Origin of the sequence: Congregibacter sp. (assembly GCF_047617445.1) — a bacterium.
Taxonomy (GTDB): Bacteria; Pseudomonadota; Gammaproteobacteria; order Pseudomonadales; family Halieaceae; genus Congregibacter.
Window position 1 is genome coordinate 1 of sequence record NZ_JBLGBE010000074.1, and the last position, 16,298, is coordinate 16,298.

General features: G+C 54.4%; 18 protein-coding genes, 2 rRNA genes and 1 pseudogene. 14 read left to right on the plus strand and 7 right to left on the minus strand.

Translation table 11 applies throughout. The annotated features are described in order from the left end of the window. From ACI9KD_RS13995 to ACI9KD_RS14015, 5 genes and pseudogenes are all read left to right on the plus strand, one after another. Positions 1-401 (plus strand): 23S ribosomal RNA (locus tag ACI9KD_RS13995); the annotation flags it as partial. A 202-nt stretch (positions 402-603) separates the two neighbouring features. Then, positions 604-719 (plus strand): 5S ribosomal RNA (gene rrf, locus ACI9KD_RS14000). A gap of 305 nt (positions 720-1,024) precedes the next feature. Further along, positions 1,025-2,041, plus strand: a complete 1,017-nt coding sequence (locus tag ACI9KD_RS14005; protein WP_414981797.1) for a hypothetical protein — start codon at positions 1,025-1,027, stop codon at positions 2,039-2,041. 12 nt (positions 2,042-2,053) lie between these two features. After that, positions 2,054-2,536, plus strand: a pseudogene (locus tag ACI9KD_RS14010) (peptidase dimerization domain-containing protein); the annotation flags it as partial. A 24-nt stretch (positions 2,537-2,560) separates the two neighbouring features. Further along, positions 2,561-2,782 (plus strand): hypothetical protein, encoded by a 222-nt coding sequence (locus ACI9KD_RS14015; RefSeq protein ID WP_414981798.1) that lies wholly within the window; start codon positions 2,561-2,563, stop codon positions 2,780-2,782. Here ACI9KD_RS14015 and ACI9KD_RS14020 read toward each other — a convergent pair whose 3' ends face one another. Continuing rightward, positions 2,783-3,367, minus strand: coding sequence for a thymidine kinase (locus tag ACI9KD_RS14020; protein WP_414981799.1), 585 nt, complete (start codon positions 3,365-3,367; stop codon positions 2,783-2,785). A gap of 152 nt (positions 3,368-3,519) precedes the next feature. On the opposite strand from ACI9KD_RS14020, the gene ACI9KD_RS14025 reads away from it, so the two are divergent. Both ACI9KD_RS14025 and ACI9KD_RS14030 read left to right on the plus strand, forming a co-directional pair. Next, complete coding sequence (locus ACI9KD_RS14025; protein WP_414981800.1) at positions 3,520-4,410, plus strand: tetratricopeptide repeat protein; 891 nt, start codon at positions 3,520-3,522, stop codon at positions 4,408-4,410. 98 nt (positions 4,411-4,508) lie between these two features. After that, positions 4,509-4,964 carry a hypothetical protein gene (locus ACI9KD_RS14030; protein WP_414981801.1) on the plus strand — a complete coding sequence of 152 codons (456 nt, stop codon included), beginning with the start codon at positions 4,509-4,511 and terminating at the stop codon, positions 4,962-4,964. A 38-nt stretch (positions 4,965-5,002) separates the two neighbouring features. Here ACI9KD_RS14030 and msrB read toward each other — a convergent pair whose 3' ends face one another. Further along, complete coding sequence (msrB, locus tag ACI9KD_RS14035) at positions 5,003-5,569, minus strand: peptide-methionine (R)-S-oxide reductase MsrB (protein ID WP_414981802.1); 567 nt, start codon at positions 5,567-5,569, stop codon at positions 5,003-5,005. 246 nt (positions 5,570-5,815) lie between these two features. Between msrB and ACI9KD_RS14040 the strand changes: the two genes are divergently transcribed. After that, a complete protein-coding gene (locus ACI9KD_RS14040; RefSeq protein WP_414981803.1) occupies positions 5,816-6,478 on the plus strand; it encodes a TIGR00730 family Rossman fold protein in 663 nt (220 codons plus the stop codon). Between the two features lie 2 nt (positions 6,479-6,480). On the opposite strand, the gene ACI9KD_RS14045 is transcribed toward ACI9KD_RS14040, so the two are convergent. Beyond that, positions 6,481-6,879 (minus strand): CBS domain-containing protein, encoded by a 399-nt coding sequence (locus ACI9KD_RS14045; RefSeq protein ID WP_414981804.1) that lies wholly within the window; start codon positions 6,877-6,879, stop codon positions 6,481-6,483. Between the two features lie 90 nt (positions 6,880-6,969). Here ACI9KD_RS14045 and ACI9KD_RS14050 point away from each other — a divergent pair, with 90 nt between their 5' ends. Continuing rightward, positions 6,970-7,467: a SixA phosphatase family protein gene (locus ACI9KD_RS14050; protein ID WP_414981805.1), complete on the plus strand. Its 498-nt coding sequence runs from the start codon at positions 6,970-6,972 to the stop codon at positions 7,465-7,467. 48 nt (positions 7,468-7,515) lie between these two features. Here ACI9KD_RS14050 and ACI9KD_RS14055 read toward each other — a convergent pair whose 3' ends face one another. Together ACI9KD_RS14055 and ACI9KD_RS14060 are read right to left on the minus strand one after the other, a co-directional pair. Then, positions 7,516-8,472 (minus strand): glutathione S-transferase family protein, encoded by a 957-nt coding sequence (locus ACI9KD_RS14055; protein WP_414981806.1) that lies wholly within the window; start codon positions 8,470-8,472, stop codon positions 7,516-7,518. Positions 8,473-8,585: 113 nt separating this feature from the next. Then, positions 8,586-9,473, minus strand: coding sequence for a LysR family transcriptional regulator (locus ACI9KD_RS14060; RefSeq protein WP_414981807.1), 888 nt, complete (start codon positions 9,471-9,473; stop codon positions 8,586-8,588). A gap of 108 nt (positions 9,474-9,581) precedes the next feature. Here ACI9KD_RS14060 and ACI9KD_RS14065 point away from each other — a divergent pair, with 108 nt between their 5' ends. The 5 genes from ACI9KD_RS14065 to ACI9KD_RS14085 all read left to right on the plus strand — a co-directional run bounded on the left by ACI9KD_RS14065 (position 9,582) and on the right by ACI9KD_RS14085 (position 13,083). Continuing rightward, positions 9,582-10,424 (plus strand): pirin family protein, encoded by an 843-nt coding sequence (locus tag ACI9KD_RS14065; protein ID WP_414981808.1) that lies wholly within the window; start codon positions 9,582-9,584, stop codon positions 10,422-10,424. A gap of 80 nt (positions 10,425-10,504) precedes the next feature. Next, positions 10,505-10,804: a hypothetical protein gene (locus ACI9KD_RS14070; protein WP_414981809.1), complete on the plus strand. Its 300-nt coding sequence runs from the start codon at positions 10,505-10,507 to the stop codon at positions 10,802-10,804. Further along, complete coding sequence (locus ACI9KD_RS14075) at positions 10,801-12,117, plus strand: dicarboxylate/amino acid:cation symporter (protein ID WP_414981810.1); 1,317 nt, start codon at positions 10,801-10,803, stop codon at positions 12,115-12,117. The genes ACI9KD_RS14070 and ACI9KD_RS14075 overlap by 4 nt, the downstream gene beginning before the upstream one ends. Positions 12,118-12,125: 8 nt before the next feature. Further along, positions 12,126-12,776 carry an MBL fold metallo-hydrolase gene (locus tag ACI9KD_RS14080; RefSeq protein WP_414981811.1) on the plus strand — a complete coding sequence of 217 codons (651 nt, stop codon included), beginning with the start codon at positions 12,126-12,128 and terminating at the stop codon, positions 12,774-12,776. Beyond that, the gene (locus ACI9KD_RS14085; RefSeq protein ID WP_414981812.1) at positions 12,769-13,083 is read left to right on the plus strand and encodes a DUF2288 family protein; all 315 of its coding nucleotides are present in this window, start codon (positions 12,769-12,771) and stop codon (positions 13,081-13,083) included. The genes ACI9KD_RS14080 and ACI9KD_RS14085 overlap by 8 nt, the downstream gene beginning before the upstream one ends. A gap of 47 nt (positions 13,084-13,130) precedes the next feature. On the opposite strand, the gene ACI9KD_RS14090 is transcribed toward ACI9KD_RS14085, so the two are convergent. Both ACI9KD_RS14090 and ACI9KD_RS14095 read right to left on the minus strand, forming a co-directional pair. Beyond that, positions 13,131-14,861, minus strand: a complete 1,731-nt coding sequence (locus tag ACI9KD_RS14090) for an amidohydrolase (RefSeq protein ID WP_414981813.1) — start codon at positions 14,859-14,861, stop codon at positions 13,131-13,133. An 86-nt stretch (positions 14,862-14,947) separates the two neighbouring features. Beyond that, positions 14,948-16,298 (minus strand): M48 family metalloprotease (locus ACI9KD_RS14095; protein WP_414981814.1); only part of this gene is annotated, 1,351 nt, incomplete at its 5' end.

The following is a 16,298-nucleotide window of genomic DNA, read 5'->3' on the forward strand; positions in this document are numbered from 1 at the left end:
TGTCGGCTCATCACATCCTGGGGCTGAAGCCGGTCCCAAGGGTATGGCTGTTCGCCATTTAAAGTGGTACGCGAGCTGGGTTTAGAACGTCGTGAGACAGTTCGGTCCCTATCTGCCGTGGGCGTTGGAGAATTGAGGGAAGCTGCTCCTAGTACGAGAGGACCGGAGTGGACGAACCCCTGGTGTTCCGGTTGTGTCGCCAGACGCATTGCCGGGTAGCTACGTTCGGAAGGGATAACCGCTGAAAGCATCTAAGCGGGAAGCCCCTCCCAAGATAAGTTCTCCCTGACCCCTTGAGGGTCCTGAAGGGCCGTAGAAGACTACTACGTTGATAGGCTGGGTGTGGAAGCGTTGTGAGGCGTTGAGCTAACCAGTACTAATTGCCCGTGAGGCTTGGCCATATAATCCAAGGTATTTGCGTGTCCTGACTCAGCAGAGTCCAGGCACACAAGAAGACAACGGATGTTGTGATCAAGTCATAGTGTGATAACAACACACAGATACAGAAAACGAACAAACCGGAGTGAACACCCGGCCCTCAGCTTGAACTACCGACCTAATTTGTTGGGCGGTCAATTTATCGACCCCCGACATGCCAGTTTGCCTGGCGACCATAGAGCATTGGAACCACCTGATCCCATCCCGAACTCAGCAGTGAAACGATGCATCGCCGATGGTAGTGTGGGGTCTCCCCATGTGAGAGTAGGTCATCGCCAGGCGCCAAAACGTTTACGCCCCAATCAGCCATGGTTGGGGCGTTTTACTGTGGGATACCCGTTGAGAGCCGGGAGTTCGGGATGCTGGTTTGACATTATGACTACAATCGCGAATGAGATTGGGCGTATGTTGTACTTCACTTGAATACGGACAAGGTGTCCGACTGCCGTGAACGCTGCATGTTGCTTGTGGCGGCTAAGAAAGTAGGTGATCGAGTACCTACGGTATGTGAGCGCTGGGAGCAGGCGCAGTGGCCGGCTACTGTGTTCGCAACGGCAACATTGAACCGTAATCCTTGAAGGGCTGCATGAACAAAGCACTTGTAGTAGTACTGTTGGTCTTCGTGGTTCTCCTGGGAGCTTGGATCGCCCAGAGACACAGTTTTGGCATTGCTCAGGTCTGGGATGCGATTTCAGCGGATGATGATACTAGTGAATCATTGGCGAAGCTCCCGAAAGGGGCACTGCCAGCGGAAGTGCTTGCAGTGCTTGACTATGATTTTCTACCCGAAGCCTCGGGTGTCGCAGTCTCGGGTCTCAATCCACAGCGTCTATGGTTGATTAATGATAGCGGTGGCCGTTCAGAACTCGTGGCCTTGGATCTTGATCGCCAGACCTTCACTCGTGTGAATCTCCTCGATACACCGAATGTGGACTGGGAAGACCTCGAAACATTCAATTATCGTGGAACGCCCTGGGTAGTGGTTGCTGATGTTGGAGACAATAAAGCCCGACGCAGGGACGTTAGTCTTTACTTCCTACCGGAACCTACCGCCAACGAGAGACGGGTGCGTGTTCACAGCGTTATCACCTTGTCCTATCCCGATGGCCCCAGGGATGTAGAGAGTCTTGCGGTCGACTCCGTAACCAACACGCTCTATCTCCTGAGCAAACGCGAACGTTTCCCCAAGCTTTACGCAATTGCACTCCCTGAACTGGGCGAGGAACAGGAATATCGTCTAGCGCCGACGCTCTTGGGGGAAGTGCGCAGTATTCCCGCGCCGACCGAGGAAGATCTGAAAAGGTCCCCAAAGTACGGCAAACACAGAAGCCAGCCCACTGGGATGTCGCATGTACCGGATGGGAGTGGAATCGTCCTACTCACCTATGGCGCTAGCTACTTTGCGCCCTTGGACGCAGAGCGGAGCTGGTTACGCGCACTAAACGATTCTCTGTGTGCTGTTTCCCGGCCTGAGCTGAAACAGGCTGAGAGCATCGCTGCGGATGTAGAAAGACGAATCTATATTACAAGTGAGGGCAAAAAGGCGCCGGTACTGCGACTGACACCAGGACCTGAGTGTCTTGTGAGCGTCCAATCAGGGTAAAAGGGCTTCGTTAACCTAAGGCTGACGGTGAATGCTCCGGGAGGACACTCTTCACAGCCGCCGGACCATACGGCCGGCGGAATTCTGAGCCAAGCCATTGTTGCTCTGGAGTCTCACCCGTTTTCCAGTGATCTTGGGTACACGAAGATGACGATGGACCACCTGGCCAGTCACTCGGGTTTCATGACGCGTTTGGTGATGGCAAACCTCTGGCTCTTCGAACCGATTGTAGCCAGTGTTATGGCGAAAACCCCGGCGACAGCGGCGCTTACCCGAAGCACCATCGCGACGACCATGCTTGAGGGGAGTTCCAAGTCCAATATCCTTCCCACTCGCGCGACCGCGGTCGTCAATGTCCGAATTATACCGGGTGACACTGTGGCTTCTGTGAAATCGCACTTTGTGGATGTTATTGATGACCCCAGTGTAGAGGTCAGTACTTTTATGGAGAACGAACCGTCGGTGGTATCACCGACGGATAGTGTGGGCTATTAACTTATCCAGAAGAACATTCAGGCTATGGACGACTCGGTGCTGGTCGCACCCTATCTTGTGGTTGCCGGCACTGATTCGAAGCACTTTTACAGCCTTTCTCCCAATATCTATCGATTTATTATGATCAAGGTGAATTCCGAGGGTCTAAAACGCATACACGGCGTGAACGAACAGTTGCCGGTGGATGACTATCGAAGTGCGATTCAGTTCTTTAGCTATCTGCTCGAAGATAGCGCACGAGGCTAGTTAATCGGTTTTGTGAAAACTGTCGTTGAAGTGACGACGGCATAGAGATACGTAACGATCATTACCGCCAATTTCGACCTGTGCGCCATCGGTCACGACCGAACCGTCCGCGTCTTGGCGAACAACCATGGTGGCTTTTTTGCCGCAATAGCAAATCGTTTTGATCTCTTTTAGATTGTCAGCCCAGGCGAGGAGGTACTTGCTACCTTCAAACGGTTCACCCCGAAAGTCCGTGCGTAAACCATAGGCAAGGACGGGGATACGCATTTCATCGCACACTCGCCCAAGCGCAAAGACTTGGTCCTTGGTTAAAAACTGCGCCTCGTCGATCAGCACGCAATCAAGTTTTCGCTGTGCATTTGTTTCGGCGATAATCGCAAAAATATCGGCCTCACGATTGAAGATGTGTGCGTCCGCACCGATGCCGATACGCGATGTAACTCTACCGCTACCAAAACGATTATCCGTCGTTGGCGCCAGAATCAGCGTATGCATTCCTCGCTCAGCATAGTTGTAGCTGGATTGCAGCAACGTCGTAGACTTACCTGCGTTCATAGATGAGTAGTGGAAGTACAGCTTGGCCACAACTTCTCCTGGAGGATTTCTGAGCGTTTACGGAGCTGGCATTGCTTGTGGGTGCCGGCTTTTGATTTGACGTTAGCATGCCACACTCTGCAGGACGAAGGCGCTGCAGCGCATGCATACTCCGTCTTTTACTGATGATCAGGGTTGTGGGTATGTGTTTTCGATTGATTGCTTTACGGCGAACGCCTTACCTATGGATGCTGACGGTCTCCTTCGCAATGGGTCTGGGGACGGTGCCATCCACTTCGGCGGAGCCCTCGCTTTATAGCTACGGCGAAGCCTGCAAAAAAGCCCTACGCGCTTATCGACAGGGTTGGTCTGAGATTCTCGAGTACGGACGCTGGACTGAGGCAGAGCGTCTTTATAGAGAAGCTGTTGCTGTTGAGCCCAATTGCAGTATCGCCAAAAGTGTTCTGGCGCGAATGACGACTGATGCCGCGGAGCGCAAGACCTTGATTGCGGAAATACAGAGCGCTATCGATAGTGTGGATGGCGGCGGTAGGTTGATACTGGATCCTTACCTAAAGACTCTTTTGCTCATCGGTGCGCGAGATACGGGTGAGAGTCTTGGCGAAGACTTTCGCAGTGATCTTAGCAGGATGGCAATCAGCAACTACCGTTCGTTTCTGGACCGCTATCCCGACGAATGGGCCGTGCGCGTTGAGTATGTTGAGTGGATTCACGCCGCGCATGGTCCTGAGGAGGCTTTAGCAAAAATTCGTGAGATGGCAGTAAATGACCCCACGGATAGTTATCGCTTTAGCTACTTTCCCGCCTATTTTTATGCGGAGCTTGGAGACTATGAACACGCAATCAAGCTCGCCCGAGAGTTTGTGCAGCAACTGGGGCCGGGTGACTGGCCTCAAGAGCACTACATATTCGCGTTTATTGCCTATGAGCGTGGCGACTACGCGGAGGCCAATGTATCGATCAAGCATGCGCTGCTACTTGATCCCAGGCATCTTATCGCTGGGCGTCTTAGTAAGAAGATTGACACAGCCCTGGCGACCGAGCACTTGCCACATGCCCCGGAAGACGGCTGATATGGGTGGGCAAGAGAAAGCGCATCTGACGTCGAGAATTGCTTCTGCGCATCAGTAGACGGTTATAATCTGACTCTGGACTTTTTGAGGAATGACGCATGATGAATAAATTCGCGATAGTTGCCGCCGCTGGTGTTTTGCTCAGCGCTTGCGCCGGGCGCAGCGACCACCAAACTTTCTACCATGCTGAGCAGGGCGACTATGATGCCGCACTGCATGCCGCAAAAGCAGCGCAAGGCAGCGGCCTTGACGGGTTTTTGTTTGGCTCAGGCGCCAGCCAATGCCGGGATTACGGCGCCGTGGTCACCGTATATGTCGCGCAGGGTGATTTTGCTGGCGCTACAGAGGCCTGTCAGGACTACGACAATCAGTGCGCGGTTGTACCCGACGCGAGCCTTTGTTTTTACTATCAACAGAGTGAGTTAAATGCTGCGGAGTCCGACCAGGATATTGCCGCGCAACTCACAGAAGAAGCGAAACAGACCCTGCACTTCCGCTGGTTAATGATTCGCGATGATTACGAGGGCCGGGATCTCAAGCGCCCGATCTACTAGTTACTGTGGCTCTGCTTAGCTAACGCGCTGGGAGCCTGTTAGCTGTTTTTAGGTACGAAATTCAGCGCAACACCATTGTTACACCAACGCTGTCCGGTGGGTTGGGGACCATCTTTAAAGAGATGCCCGTGATGCCCGCCGCATCGTGCGCAGTGGTACTCGGTGCGCGGAAAAATCAATTTGAAGTCTTTTTTGGTTTCCAGCGCGTCGGGTATTGATGTGAAAAAGCTGGGCCAGCCGGTGCCGCTGTCAAACTTCATCTGTGATGTGAATACCGGTAAGTCGCACCCTGCGCAAACAAAGACACCATCACGCTTTTCGTCATTCAAGGCACTGGTGAAGGGTCGCTCCGTGGATTCCCGGCGAAGCACGTCATAGGCGAAGGGCTGTGTTAACTGCTCACGCCATTCGTCCTTGCTGAGTTTAAGCTTGTCCTGTGCGCTAACAACAGAGAAGTCTGCAGGGAGGAAACTCCGCCACTGCGACTGGATTTCATCAAGCATCATACCCGCCTTCTTGTTGGCCCATAAGAGTGGCGTCGACAGTGTCGCCGTCGCCCCGATTGCGACCGTAGTGATCGCCGATATGAATTCGCGTCTTTGCATATAGATATACGACAGCCTTAACTCAGGATAATTCCATTTACGCGTATTGCCTGAGGATGGATTGCTGGTCAGGTCTGCGTCCCGAAGTATAAAAGGCACAATACACCAATAGACGCTGAGATTTTGACGGCAAAGGCAAAGGCAAAGGCAAAGGCAAGGGCAAGCGCAAAGGCGCTTGTTCTACCTTCCTGTAAGCTGAGCAAACGCAGCGCAATTGAGTGGGCTGTAAAGAGATCGAGGTTTGTTATGAGCTCAAAGCAATTACCTCCGGCTGCAGGCAGTGGGCTGAGCATTGAAGAGCAAGACCGCATAGAGCGAATCAGCGGTGAACTTCGCAAGGGAATTGAGGAGCTTGGCGACGTCGGTCCGGCGGTCAGTATTTTTGGATCCGCCAGGGTGGGTGAGGATAGCTGGGAGTATCGTAGTGCCTGTGCATTGGGGGAACTGCTGGCTCAGGCGGGAGTGTCAGTGATTACCGGCGGTGGTTCGGGCGTTATGGAAGCCGGTAACCGTGGTGCGCGTTCGGGGGATGGCCGGTCCATCGGGCTCAACATCACGCTTCCCCGGGAGCAGCTTGCCAATCCCTATGTCGATACCGATATTGCATTTAACTACTTCTTTACCCGCAAGTTCATGCTCATTCGCTATGCCATGGGCTTCGCGATTTACCCTGGCGGTTTGGGCACCATTGACGAGCTTTTTGAATTATTGACCTTGGTTCAAACGGGGAAACTCCAGCCCTGTCCTTTAGTTCTTGTGGGGCATGATTACTGGAGCGGGCTGTACAATTGGTTGGTTCGCGAGAGCGTAAGCCGTGGCTACATTGCACCAGAGGATCTGGATTTGGTGGAAGTCGTGTCCGATGAGGAAATGGCTGCGGCGGTGCTTTTGGATAAACTTCGATCCTAGATCTACTTGAAGTCCTGTACCGCTTTGAGCAGTTGTCGGCAGGTAATCTGTCCGACTAAACGCCCATTTTCCACCACCGGTCGGCGACGCTTATTGTTCATGAGCATGTTTTGAGCGACATCCACAATGTCTTCATCCGGATGGGCAACGAGGAGATGATCACTGGCCATGTAGTCTCGCACCATCCCTGTGGATGTATTGTTGTAGACAGCGCTGAGGATTGATCGGAGGCAGTCGAGCTCCGAAAGAACCCCCACCAGACTACCTTGGTCGTTGATAACGCAGAGCCCAGATACGCGGTTCTCGATAATGATCGTCATAGCGTCGCTCAAGCTGGCATCACGGTGCACCGTGGCAGGATGAGGCAGCATATAATCGCGAAGACTAACTGATTGCAGCATGAGTGACGCGCTCCCGGATCTTAAGTCACGTTCATTAAGTATAGACAGGAAGTGGCGAAGCAACACGGGTATCACGACGGAGAAGCGATCATGAAGACGCTACATCTTATGCGCCACGCTAAGTCGAGTTGGCAGGCTCCAGGGCTTTCGGATCATGAGCGCCAACTCAACGATCGAGGTCGTTCAGATGCGCCGCTGATGGGGGTGGCGCTAGCGAAAATCTTATCGGCACAAACGGTGCATTGCAGCTCAGCAGTTCGCGCCCGTCAAACACTGGGGGGCTTGTGTGACGGCTGGCCCGCGATGAGTGTTCAGTCGCACGAGATTGATGATGCGCTGTATACCTTCGACTATCAGGATTTACTGGCTTGGCTTCAGAATTATCCGCAGGAGAGCGAAAGTTGCTTTCTCATTGGGCACAATCCTGGGCTTACAGACCTTTGCAATCAGCTTGTCGGGAGGCTCTCGATTGATAATCTACCGACTGCGGGTTACCTACAGTTGGAGATTCCAGTAACTGACTGGAGTGATGCAAACGACGGAATTGCCACGCTGGTTGATTGGCAATTCCCCCGGGATCTTAGGTGAGTGTGAATTGATTCGTTTTACTTCTGCATTCTATGCAGCCGCGATTGATTAAAGTGCTTCGCGGTCGTGGGGCCGCGCATAGTTAATGTCCGGCCCCAGAGGTACCACAGCGGTCGGGTTAATGGTCGCGTGCGATGCGTAGTAGTGCGTCTTGATGTGATCAAAGTTCACGGTTTCTGCCACGCCAGCCAGCTGGTAAATATCCCGGACGTAGCTTGGGATATTCGGGTAGTCCTCCAGACGCTGGCGGTTGCACTTGAAGTGTCCGTGATACACCGCATCAAATCGTATGAGCGTCGTGAACAATCTGATGTCCGCTTCGGTGAGAGTGTTTCCGCATAGAAAGCGGTGAGTGCCTAAGTGGACATCGATGTGATCGAGCTCGGCGAACACCTCTGCATAAGCCTCGGCGTAGGCTTCTTGGCTTGTCGCAAAGCCTGCGCGGTAAACGCCATTATTGATGGCAGGATAGATTCGCGAATTCCAATCATCAATGCTGTGTCGCAGGGCATTCGGATAAAGGTCTAGCTGGTTGCCTGTGAGGTCGTTAAATGCGGTCCCCAGCATGCGAATAATCTCAGAAGATTCATTATTGACGATGCTCCCGGTCTGCTTGTCCCACAGCACAGGCACGGTCACTCGACCGCTGTAGTCGAGCTGCGCCGCGCTGTAGACCTGATGCATGAACTCGAATCCTTGTATGGCATCGCCAGTGCTGCCCTCTGCTGTGACGAAGGTCCAGCCATGGTCGAGCATGATAGGGCTGACAACGGATACATCAATGTGTGACTGGAGGATCTTGAGGTTCCGCACTATGAGGGTTCGGTGAGCCCAGGGGCAGGCGAGAGATACATACAAATGATAGCGCCCCGACTCTGGCGGGTAGGTATTGTCCTGACCACCAATTGTCTGTCGAAACTGTGCGTCCTCCCGCACGAAGCGACCGCCTGATGCACTGGTGTCATACCAGCGGTCCTGCCAAACACCGCCTACAAGTAAGCCCATGAGATTCTCCTAGTTATCGTTACAGTGATTTCCGAAAATGTGCAGAAATCTTAGTTTCGATTGAAAAGAAAGAAAATCGCATTAAAAGTGAGTTTATATTCGATTTATTCGAATTATGGGCTGGTTGTTACCTGTCCCATCAAGAGTTCGCCCAGTCGGCAGGTGGCTGGACCCGCTTTATCCGGGTCCGCGTAGCTTAAGAATAGCGAGGCCCGGCGCCGGGAACCGCGTTCCAGAGGTAGCTCGCGCAGCCGTCCATCTGTTAGTTCATCACGAATACGTGTGATCGGCAGCCAGGCAAAACCCATTCCCCGGGTGATCATGGCAACAGAGGTAGCGACATGACTGACGGTCCAGCGCTGCTCCGCGCCCAGCCAGCCCGAGTCAATGCGCTGTCCTGTTGTCGAGTCGCGGACTACGATTTGGCGCTCTGAGCCGAGATCTTGCAAGTTTAGCGGTCGACTCAAGACTTGGAGAGCGTGTTCGGGGTGCGAGACAGCAATAAATTCGACGTCCATTAACGATTCCCCAAGAAAACCTTGAGGTACTTCCCCTGCCACAAGCATATCTACGTCGCCCTGCAGCAGACGCTCAGCGCCACCGGACAAGACAGTTTCCACTAACTCTACGCGCGTGTGGGGAAACTCCGTTGACAACTGTTGAAGTGCTTCTGCAAGGCAGTGCTGGGGATAGATTTCGTCGATAGCGACCCGCAATTCGGGTTCATCGCCTTGTGCGAGGCTCCCGGCGATGGTTTCAAGCTGCTCCGCCTGATCGATGAGCTGCCCCGCACGGCGCAGCATCAGCTCGCCGGCATCGGTAAGCCGTGCTTTGCGGCCTACAACTTCCAAGAGCTGTAATTCGAGCTGATCCTGGAGTTTGTGCACCGCGTGATTGATGCTGGATTGGCTCTTGTGAATAGCCTCCGCCGCCTGTGCGAAGCCCCCGTGCTCTACCACTGCGCGAAACATTCGCCATTGCTCTAAGGTGCTACGACTCATCATAGGGTCCAATTTATCGAAATAATCGAACGTTATACACCAAATTAAGCGATATTCTTACGATTTAACAAGGGTTATCGTGACTGTATTCGATAAGAGGAAGTCAATATGAACCGGAAAATTCAACAGGTTATTCGCGCCCAGCCCAGTATGGATGGCGCCGGTGTGGCGATTCAGAGGGTGGCGGGGTTTGAGCAGACGGGTATGGACCCCATTCTCATGATTGATGAGCTTCGCTCGGAACACCGCGAGGACTTTGCGGCGGGCTTCCCGTCTCATCCGCACCGAGGGATGCAGACACTTACCTACATGAAGCACGGAGGAATCATTCACGAAGATAGTCAGGGCAATCGTGGCGAGATTCGCAGCGGCGGTGCTCAATACATGAGCGCAGGACGCGGGATCATCCATTCCGAGATGCCCACGCAGGACAGTATGGGGCTCCACGGCTTTCAGCTGTGGTTTAACTTGCCTGCAGCGCAGAAGATGCAGGCACCACGTTATCGAGACCTGCCGCTTGCAGAGCTTGCTCAGGTCGGTGGTACAGGACTTAAAGTCACCGCGATTTCCGGGGAGTGGATTATTGCGGGCACATCGGCGATGGATGGCCCTCTGCATGAGTTGGCCCCGCAGGCCGCCATGGCAGACGTCAGTCTTGAAGCGGGGGTAGATATCACCTTGGACACGGAGCCTGGCGAATCAGTGATGGCTTATGTGTATGACGGCAGCGTCAACACGGGTGGGGCGAACTATGTACAGCGCCAGCTACTGTTGTTTGGCGACGGTGAGCGCTTGATGTTGCAAGGGGGACCCACGGGAGCGGGCTTTTTGCTTCTGCGTGGTCGACCCATCGGGGAAAAGGTCGTGCACTACGGTCCCTTTGTAATGAACACCGAGGCTGAAATAGAGCAGGCGATTGTTGATTATCAGTCAGGACGGTTCGCCGCCTAGCGTACCGGGAGAGGCTGCACAGGGCTGCAAGGGCCGTACAATGGTGCTACTCTTGCAGCACTTTTTGTGTCGGACAAATCATGCGTTTTTCCTTGCTTATCAGCGCATTAACGCTAGCGGCGTTAGCTGGATTTATGACGGGTTGCGCGACTCCCGCGACTCCCGCGACCCCCGCGGTACCGGCGATACCTGAGGAGCCCCTGGTCACATCCTGTGAAGAGCCTCGGCCTAAGGTATGCACGATGATTTTTGCCCCGGTTTGCGCAACGCGCGCCGCTGGCATTCCAGAGACCTACGCCTCGGGCTGTAATGCCTGTGCTGATGATCAAGTGGCGGCTTATATTAATGGCGCCTGTGACGATGAAGGAAGCACGCTATGAGCCTGACTAATCGAATCCTGCTGGGCATGCTTGCCGGGGTCCTGCTGGGTTCCTTACTGAATCTTATTGGTCACGGCAGCGCTGTCGACGGCACGCTCAGAACCATTATTGATGACTGGCTGGTCGGCGGTGTCTTCGATGTTATCGGGCGGATCTTCATCGCGTCGCTGAAGTTATTGGTAGTCCCGCTGGTTTTTGTTTCGCTTGTTTGTGGCGCCAGTTCCCTCGGCGACAGTGCACGAATGGGTCCCATTGCCGGAAAAACGCTGCTGTTCTATCTGTTTACCACTGCGGTCGCAGTTACCGTTGCTCTCATCGTCGCCGTGTTTATCGGCCCGGGCAGTTCGGTGCAATTGGATTCCAGCGCCACGTTCGTATCTACGTCACCGCCGCCGCTAAAAGAAGTGCTGGTGAGCATTTTCCCGGCCAATCCAATCAAAGCGATGGCCGACGGCGAGATGCTCCAGATCATCGTGTTTGCCTTGCTTTTTGGTTATGCCCTGTCTCGTGCGGGAGACGCTGGTCAACGCATGGTGGCTTACTTTAGTGACCTGGAAGTGGTTGTGATGAAGATGGTCGGCGTACTTATGGCCTTTGCCCCCTACGGCGTATTCGCGCTACTGGCTCGATTGTTCGCAGAGATGGGGCTAGGCGCGATTCTCGATCTTGGCGCCTACTTCCTCACTGTTCTGGGCCTGCTGATTTTCCACGGCACGGTAACTTATGGATTGATCCTGAAGTCTTTGACCGGTTTGCCTCCTCTTGTGATGATGAAAAAAATGCGCTCGGTCTGGGCCTTTGCTTTCTCCACGGCATCGTCAGGAGCAACACTTCCCATTACGCTGCGTACAGTCGAGAAGAAGCTGGGCGTACATAACTCTGTCGCCGGTTTCACCATTCCACTGGGTGCGACCATTAATATGGACGGCACGGCCATCATGCAGGGTGTGGCCACTGTGTTTATTGCCCAGGTCTATGGCTTTGACTTGAGCATGACCTCCTACATCACGGTTATTCTGACCGCCACGCTGGCATCCGTAGGTACTGCGGCTGTGCCGGGCGTAGGTTTGATCACGCTGGCAATGGTGCTGGAACAGGCCGGACTGCCTGTGGAGGGCATTGCGCTGATCATTGGTGTCGATCGTTTGCTCGATATGGTGCGAACGATGGTCAATGTGACAGGGGATGCTACGGCCTCGGTGGTGGTTGCTAAAAGTGAGGGGCAGTTCGATGAGGAAGTGTTCTTTAATCCCAATGCGGATGCATATCCCGAGAGTGTCGTAGCGGATGCAGCAGCTCCTTCAGGAGCATAAGAGCCCGCATGAGTATCAAGGTGACTATTGTCCCCGTAACGGCTTATCAGCAGAACTGCTCGATACTGAAGTGTGAGATCACCGGTAAGGCAGCGATTGTTGATCCCGGCGGTGACATTGAGAGAATCCTGGCTGCGGTAGAGCAGTTGGGAGGCAGCGTAGAAAAAATCATTCTGACCCACGGGCATATGGATCATTGCGCCGCTTCCGACGTGCTTAGGCAGCAGCTATCGGTGCCTATTGAAGGCCCTCACGAGGGTGACCGCTTTTGGATCGACAAGCTTCCACAGTGGTGCAAGATGGCAAACTTTCCTATTGCGAACGCTTTTGAGCCGGATCGTTGGTTGGTCGCGGGAGATACCGTGACGGTGGGAGAACAAACCCTAAAAGTCTTTCATTGTCCGGGGCATACGCCGGGGCATATTGTCTTCGTCCACGATACCCAGCGTATTGCCTGGGTTGGTGATGTGATTTTTCAGGGCTCTATCGGTCGTACAGATTTTCCTCAGGGCAATCACGACGACTTGATAAACAGTATCCGCAATACACTGTTTCCTCTGGGGGATGACATCACCTTCATTCCCGGTCACGGTCCGACGTCCACGTTTGGCCAAGAACGCCAAACCAACCCTTTTGTTGCTGATGAACGTTATGGCTAATGGTTCCAGGCGCGAGGAGCGCCGGTCTGATTTTCTCGCCCAAACTGCGCAAATTGCATTTACTGAACTGCAGCGGTATTTCGCTGCCGGACGTTTAGTCAAGGTGAGTGATGAGCTTGACCTCATCGAGGTGGCTGTGCAGTTGTCCGAGGACAACGCCGCGCAGTTTGAGCAATGGCTGGAGCAAGGAAGTCTGGACGGCGTCAACGATGAGCGAGCGACTCTCTGGTTAGCCGAGGATCGTGTGCTTTGGACGGTGGTTGCAGATCCTTGGGTGCTGGTGCAGGAGCGCAATAGCGCCGCATAGCCGACGGCAGTGCCTTGGGAGACTGCCGTGAGCTTGGGGGGTCTAGGCTAAAGGATTTTTGCCGGCCGACCTTCAAACACAGTGCCCCAAATCACGATGTCACGCAGTCCCGTCACACCGACTGCATAGGGGTCTTGCTCGAGCACAGTAAAGTCGGCGCGTTTACCAGCGCGGATTGAACCAATCTCGTCTTCCCAGCCCATGACCCAGGCGGCGTCAATGGTGATGCCCCTAAGCGCGGCATCAAGGCTAATACGCTGCTCCTGACCGCTTGCGTTGCCGTTGATCGTGATTCGGTTAGTGGCGGTCCAAGCGAGCGTCAATGGCTCCATAGGCGCCATGGGAGCGTCGGAATGTAGCGCAAACGGAACGCCGAGGCGTTCGGCGGAACCCAATCGAACCATTTGTGCACTGCGATCAGGTCCTAGCCACTCGTCGCCGTAGAGGTCTGACAGAATGTAGTGGTAGTAGGGGTTGGCTGAAATCACGCCGCCCAACTCTCCAAACTGTCGAACCTGCTCCTCGGTGGTGTAAGCAAAGTGCTCCAGGGTCAGGCGATGATCCGAGCGAGGGTGCTCTGTTTGTAATTCCCGCAGCATGTCGATGAGCGCCGCTGCACTGGCATCGCCATTAGTGTGGGCGTGAATTTTATAGCCGGCTTTCCAGAAATGTGAGCCCCAGGCCTTGGTGACATCCAGGGGTGCCATCCACTGTCCTTTGTGGCCATCGAGATATCCCGGGGGACCCATTTGCGCGAGTCCGCTGTAGATGGCGCCGTCCATCATTAGCTTGAAGTGATTGTCGATTAACACGCGCTCAGAATTACTTTCCCGCCAGCGCTCTATCTCCAGCTCCGCTTCTGCCGGGCTTCGACCCCTGGCCAGAAAGTCGGTGATGATCGGGGTCATAATGATGCGCAGGGGGGCGTCGGTATCGGCGACCGCTTTTCTGATCAGCGCCAGTTCCTGTTCCGGATTGCCGAAAATTCCGGTGCCCATATCCAGCGCCGTAGTGACGCCGCCGCGATGCGCCATGGCCAGGAAATTTTCCATGCCGACGAGAAAGCGTGCTGGCTCGAACAAAAAACCGAGTTTGGGTACCAGTGCCTTTAAACCATTTTCCCAAAAGTGTCCGCGATCCCAATCGCTCTCCTGAAGTTCTCGAACCTCGTTTTCACTCAGCTCAAGTTCGGCAATGGCCGCATCGTTCAAGATCAGTTCGTGAAATGAGCGATGCCAGAGCATGACCGGTTGATCGGGGAACCACTGACTCAGCTGTTCCCGATACACATCGCCATGCCATAGAGGGTGGTAGCCCCAGGTGATGAACGGCAATGGCCCCTGGTGCTCACCGACAAGTTCCCGCAACCGGGTTTCAAAATCTTCCGGGTTTAGAGCTCCCGGAAAACTACCCGTGGGCAGCTCCCAGTCATCCGGGGCGAGAAATGGAAATTGAGTCAGTACTGCCGGGAGGGTGGGGTGTACGTGGGGGTCAATAAACCCCGGGGTGAGTACTTTGTTTTCAAACTGCGTATCGACCCGATACTTGGCTAGCGCCGGAGTGTCTTGCAGCTGTACAAGGCTGCCAACCGCTACGATACGTCCTTCGTTCACCGCGACTGCTGTGGCAACCGGCAAACCCGGATCCATAGTGATGACTTTGTTCGCTGTAAAAATCACCTGAGCCTGAAGGGGCGCTGCGCAACTTATAGCGATAACAGCGTTTAAAGCACCAATGCGTCCGCGGGACAGAGCGCTTCGGAAGACTTTAATGTTCATCAGTAAATGCATGACAAAGGGACCTTGCGGCAGTGTGGTGGCAAGTAGTCTAGCGTTAAATCAGGCGATCGGGTTACCGCTCGGGCTTACTGGATAACCTTGATCCAGTCTCCCGTACGAGGCTCGCCCCGGGGATAGAAGTCGTTAATGAGTCGAAGTTGTGCTTCGGCATCGTCGATCCTTGCACTCGCCGCGAGAGAGCCTACATCGGCACCTCGGGGTACCTGCACGTAACGCAGATAACGCGCATTATTCGAGCTCTTTTCTTTCGGGTGCATGGCGCGGAAACTTTGGATCAACGCCAATAGTTGCGCATCGCTGGCGGCAAAGTCGGCTGCTTCAGCTTCGAACATGTAAGTGAGGTTCCCAAAATGGATAACCGCCAGACGTTCGTCTTTGCCTGCGGCTGCGGCTATGGCGGTATAACCGTCGAGTCCACTTTGCTGGAGAGCCTCTCCAGCGCGGAGTGTACCTTTGGCAGAAGACTCGAGGACGAGCTGTGGAGTGGTGGCGGGGTCCTTGCGACGAAGGGTGATAGTCACACTCGCACTGCCATCGGGCGCCGAAGCAATGACAGCTTGAGCGCCAGGAGTGATGGCCCAGCCCTCCGGCTGTTCGATCGTGAAGCCTAACTTGTTGTGGTAGTAGCGATCGTCTGCGCGCTGTCCTTCGACACTTTCGCCCCAGACAAGGCCGTCGGTCATGCGACGAAACTCGCCGGGCTCTTCGGGACTCTCGATGTATGTGCCATCGTCGAGTTCATTGGCTGCACGAATCACGGTTTGAAGGCGCTTGTCATTCCGCGGGTGTGTCGCATATAGACCATGGTACGTGGTGCCACTTTTGCCCGCGGCTTTGGCCTTAAGGCGCATAAACTGTTCCTGATTCTTAAGCACTCCAATGACGTCCAGCAAGGCTTCGGGTTCATAGCCTGCTTTGTACATGTACTCGGCACCCAGGCCATCAGCCTCTAACTCCATGTCGCGGCCATAGCCGCTGATGAGTTCGGCCCCGTACATGTTCGAAGCCTCATACACTGCGCTGCTTCCTGTGAGCACATAGGCGGTGGTGGATAACACTTTGCTGGTAACGCCCGCGGTTTTTCTGCGGCCGTGGTGCCTGGCGGTGACGTGAGCGATTTCGTGGCCGATTACTCCAGCAAGCTCGGCTTCGGTATTGAGATAAGCGATGAGCCCGCGGTTTACGTAGATGAAGCCGCCGGGTGTGGCGAACGCGTTAATTTCTGGAGCGTCGATGACTGCGAAGGTAAAGACGCGCTTGGGCATATCGCTTTGGGCGACGAGTCGCTGGCCAATTTTGTCTACGTATGCCTGAAGCTCCGGATCCTCGTAGAAAGCGCCTTCGGCGAGGAACTGGTCATACATCTCCTGACCGGTCTCGCGCTCGCCATCGGCGCTAGACATCACGACATTGGCA

Coding starts and splice junctions, on each gene's coding strand:
- ACI9KD_RS14005 (WP_414981797.1), top strand. CDS start 1,025: ATGAACAAAGCACTTGTAGTAGTACTGTTGGTCTTCGTGGTTCTCCTG.
- ACI9KD_RS14015 (WP_414981798.1), top strand. CDS start 2,561: ATGGACGACTCGGTGCTGGTCGCACCCTATCTTGTGGTTGCCGGCACT.
- ACI9KD_RS14025 (WP_414981800.1), top strand. CDS start 3,520: ATGTGTTTTCGATTGATTGCTTTACGGCGAACGCCTTACCTATGGATG.
- ACI9KD_RS14030 (WP_414981801.1), top strand. CDS start 4,509: ATGATGAATAAATTCGCGATAGTTGCCGCCGCTGGTGTTTTGCTCAGC.
- msrB (WP_414981802.1), bottom strand. CDS start 5,569: ATGCAAAGACGCGAATTCATATCGGCGATCACTACGGTCGCAATCGGG.
- ACI9KD_RS14040 (WP_414981803.1), top strand. CDS start 5,816: ATGAGCTCAAAGCAATTACCTCCGGCTGCAGGCAGTGGGCTGAGCATT.
- ACI9KD_RS14045 (WP_414981804.1), bottom strand. CDS start 6,879: ATGCTGCAATCAGTTAGTCTTCGCGATTATATGCTGCCTCATCCTGCC.
- ACI9KD_RS14050 (WP_414981805.1), top strand. CDS start 6,970: ATGAAGACGCTACATCTTATGCGCCACGCTAAGTCGAGTTGGCAGGCT.
- ACI9KD_RS14055 (WP_414981806.1), bottom strand. CDS start 8,472: ATGGGCTTACTTGTAGGCGGTGTTTGGCAGGACCGCTGGTATGACACC.
- ACI9KD_RS14060 (WP_414981807.1), bottom strand. CDS start 9,473: ATGAGTCGTAGCACCTTAGAGCAATGGCGAATGTTTCGCGCAGTGGTA.
- ACI9KD_RS14065 (WP_414981808.1), top strand. CDS start 9,582: ATGAACCGGAAAATTCAACAGGTTATTCGCGCCCAGCCCAGTATGGAT.
- ACI9KD_RS14070 (WP_414981809.1), top strand. CDS start 10,505: ATGCGTTTTTCCTTGCTTATCAGCGCATTAACGCTAGCGGCGTTAGCT.
- ACI9KD_RS14075 (WP_414981810.1), top strand. CDS start 10,801: ATGAGCCTGACTAATCGAATCCTGCTGGGCATGCTTGCCGGGGTCCTG.
- ACI9KD_RS14080 (WP_414981811.1), top strand. CDS start 12,126: ATGAGTATCAAGGTGACTATTGTCCCCGTAACGGCTTATCAGCAGAAC.
- ACI9KD_RS14085 (WP_414981812.1), top strand. CDS start 12,769: ATGGCTAATGGTTCCAGGCGCGAGGAGCGCCGGTCTGATTTTCTCGCC.
- ACI9KD_RS14090 (WP_414981813.1), bottom strand. CDS start 14,861: ATGAACATTAAAGTCTTCCGAAGCGCTCTGTCCCGCGGACGCATTGGT.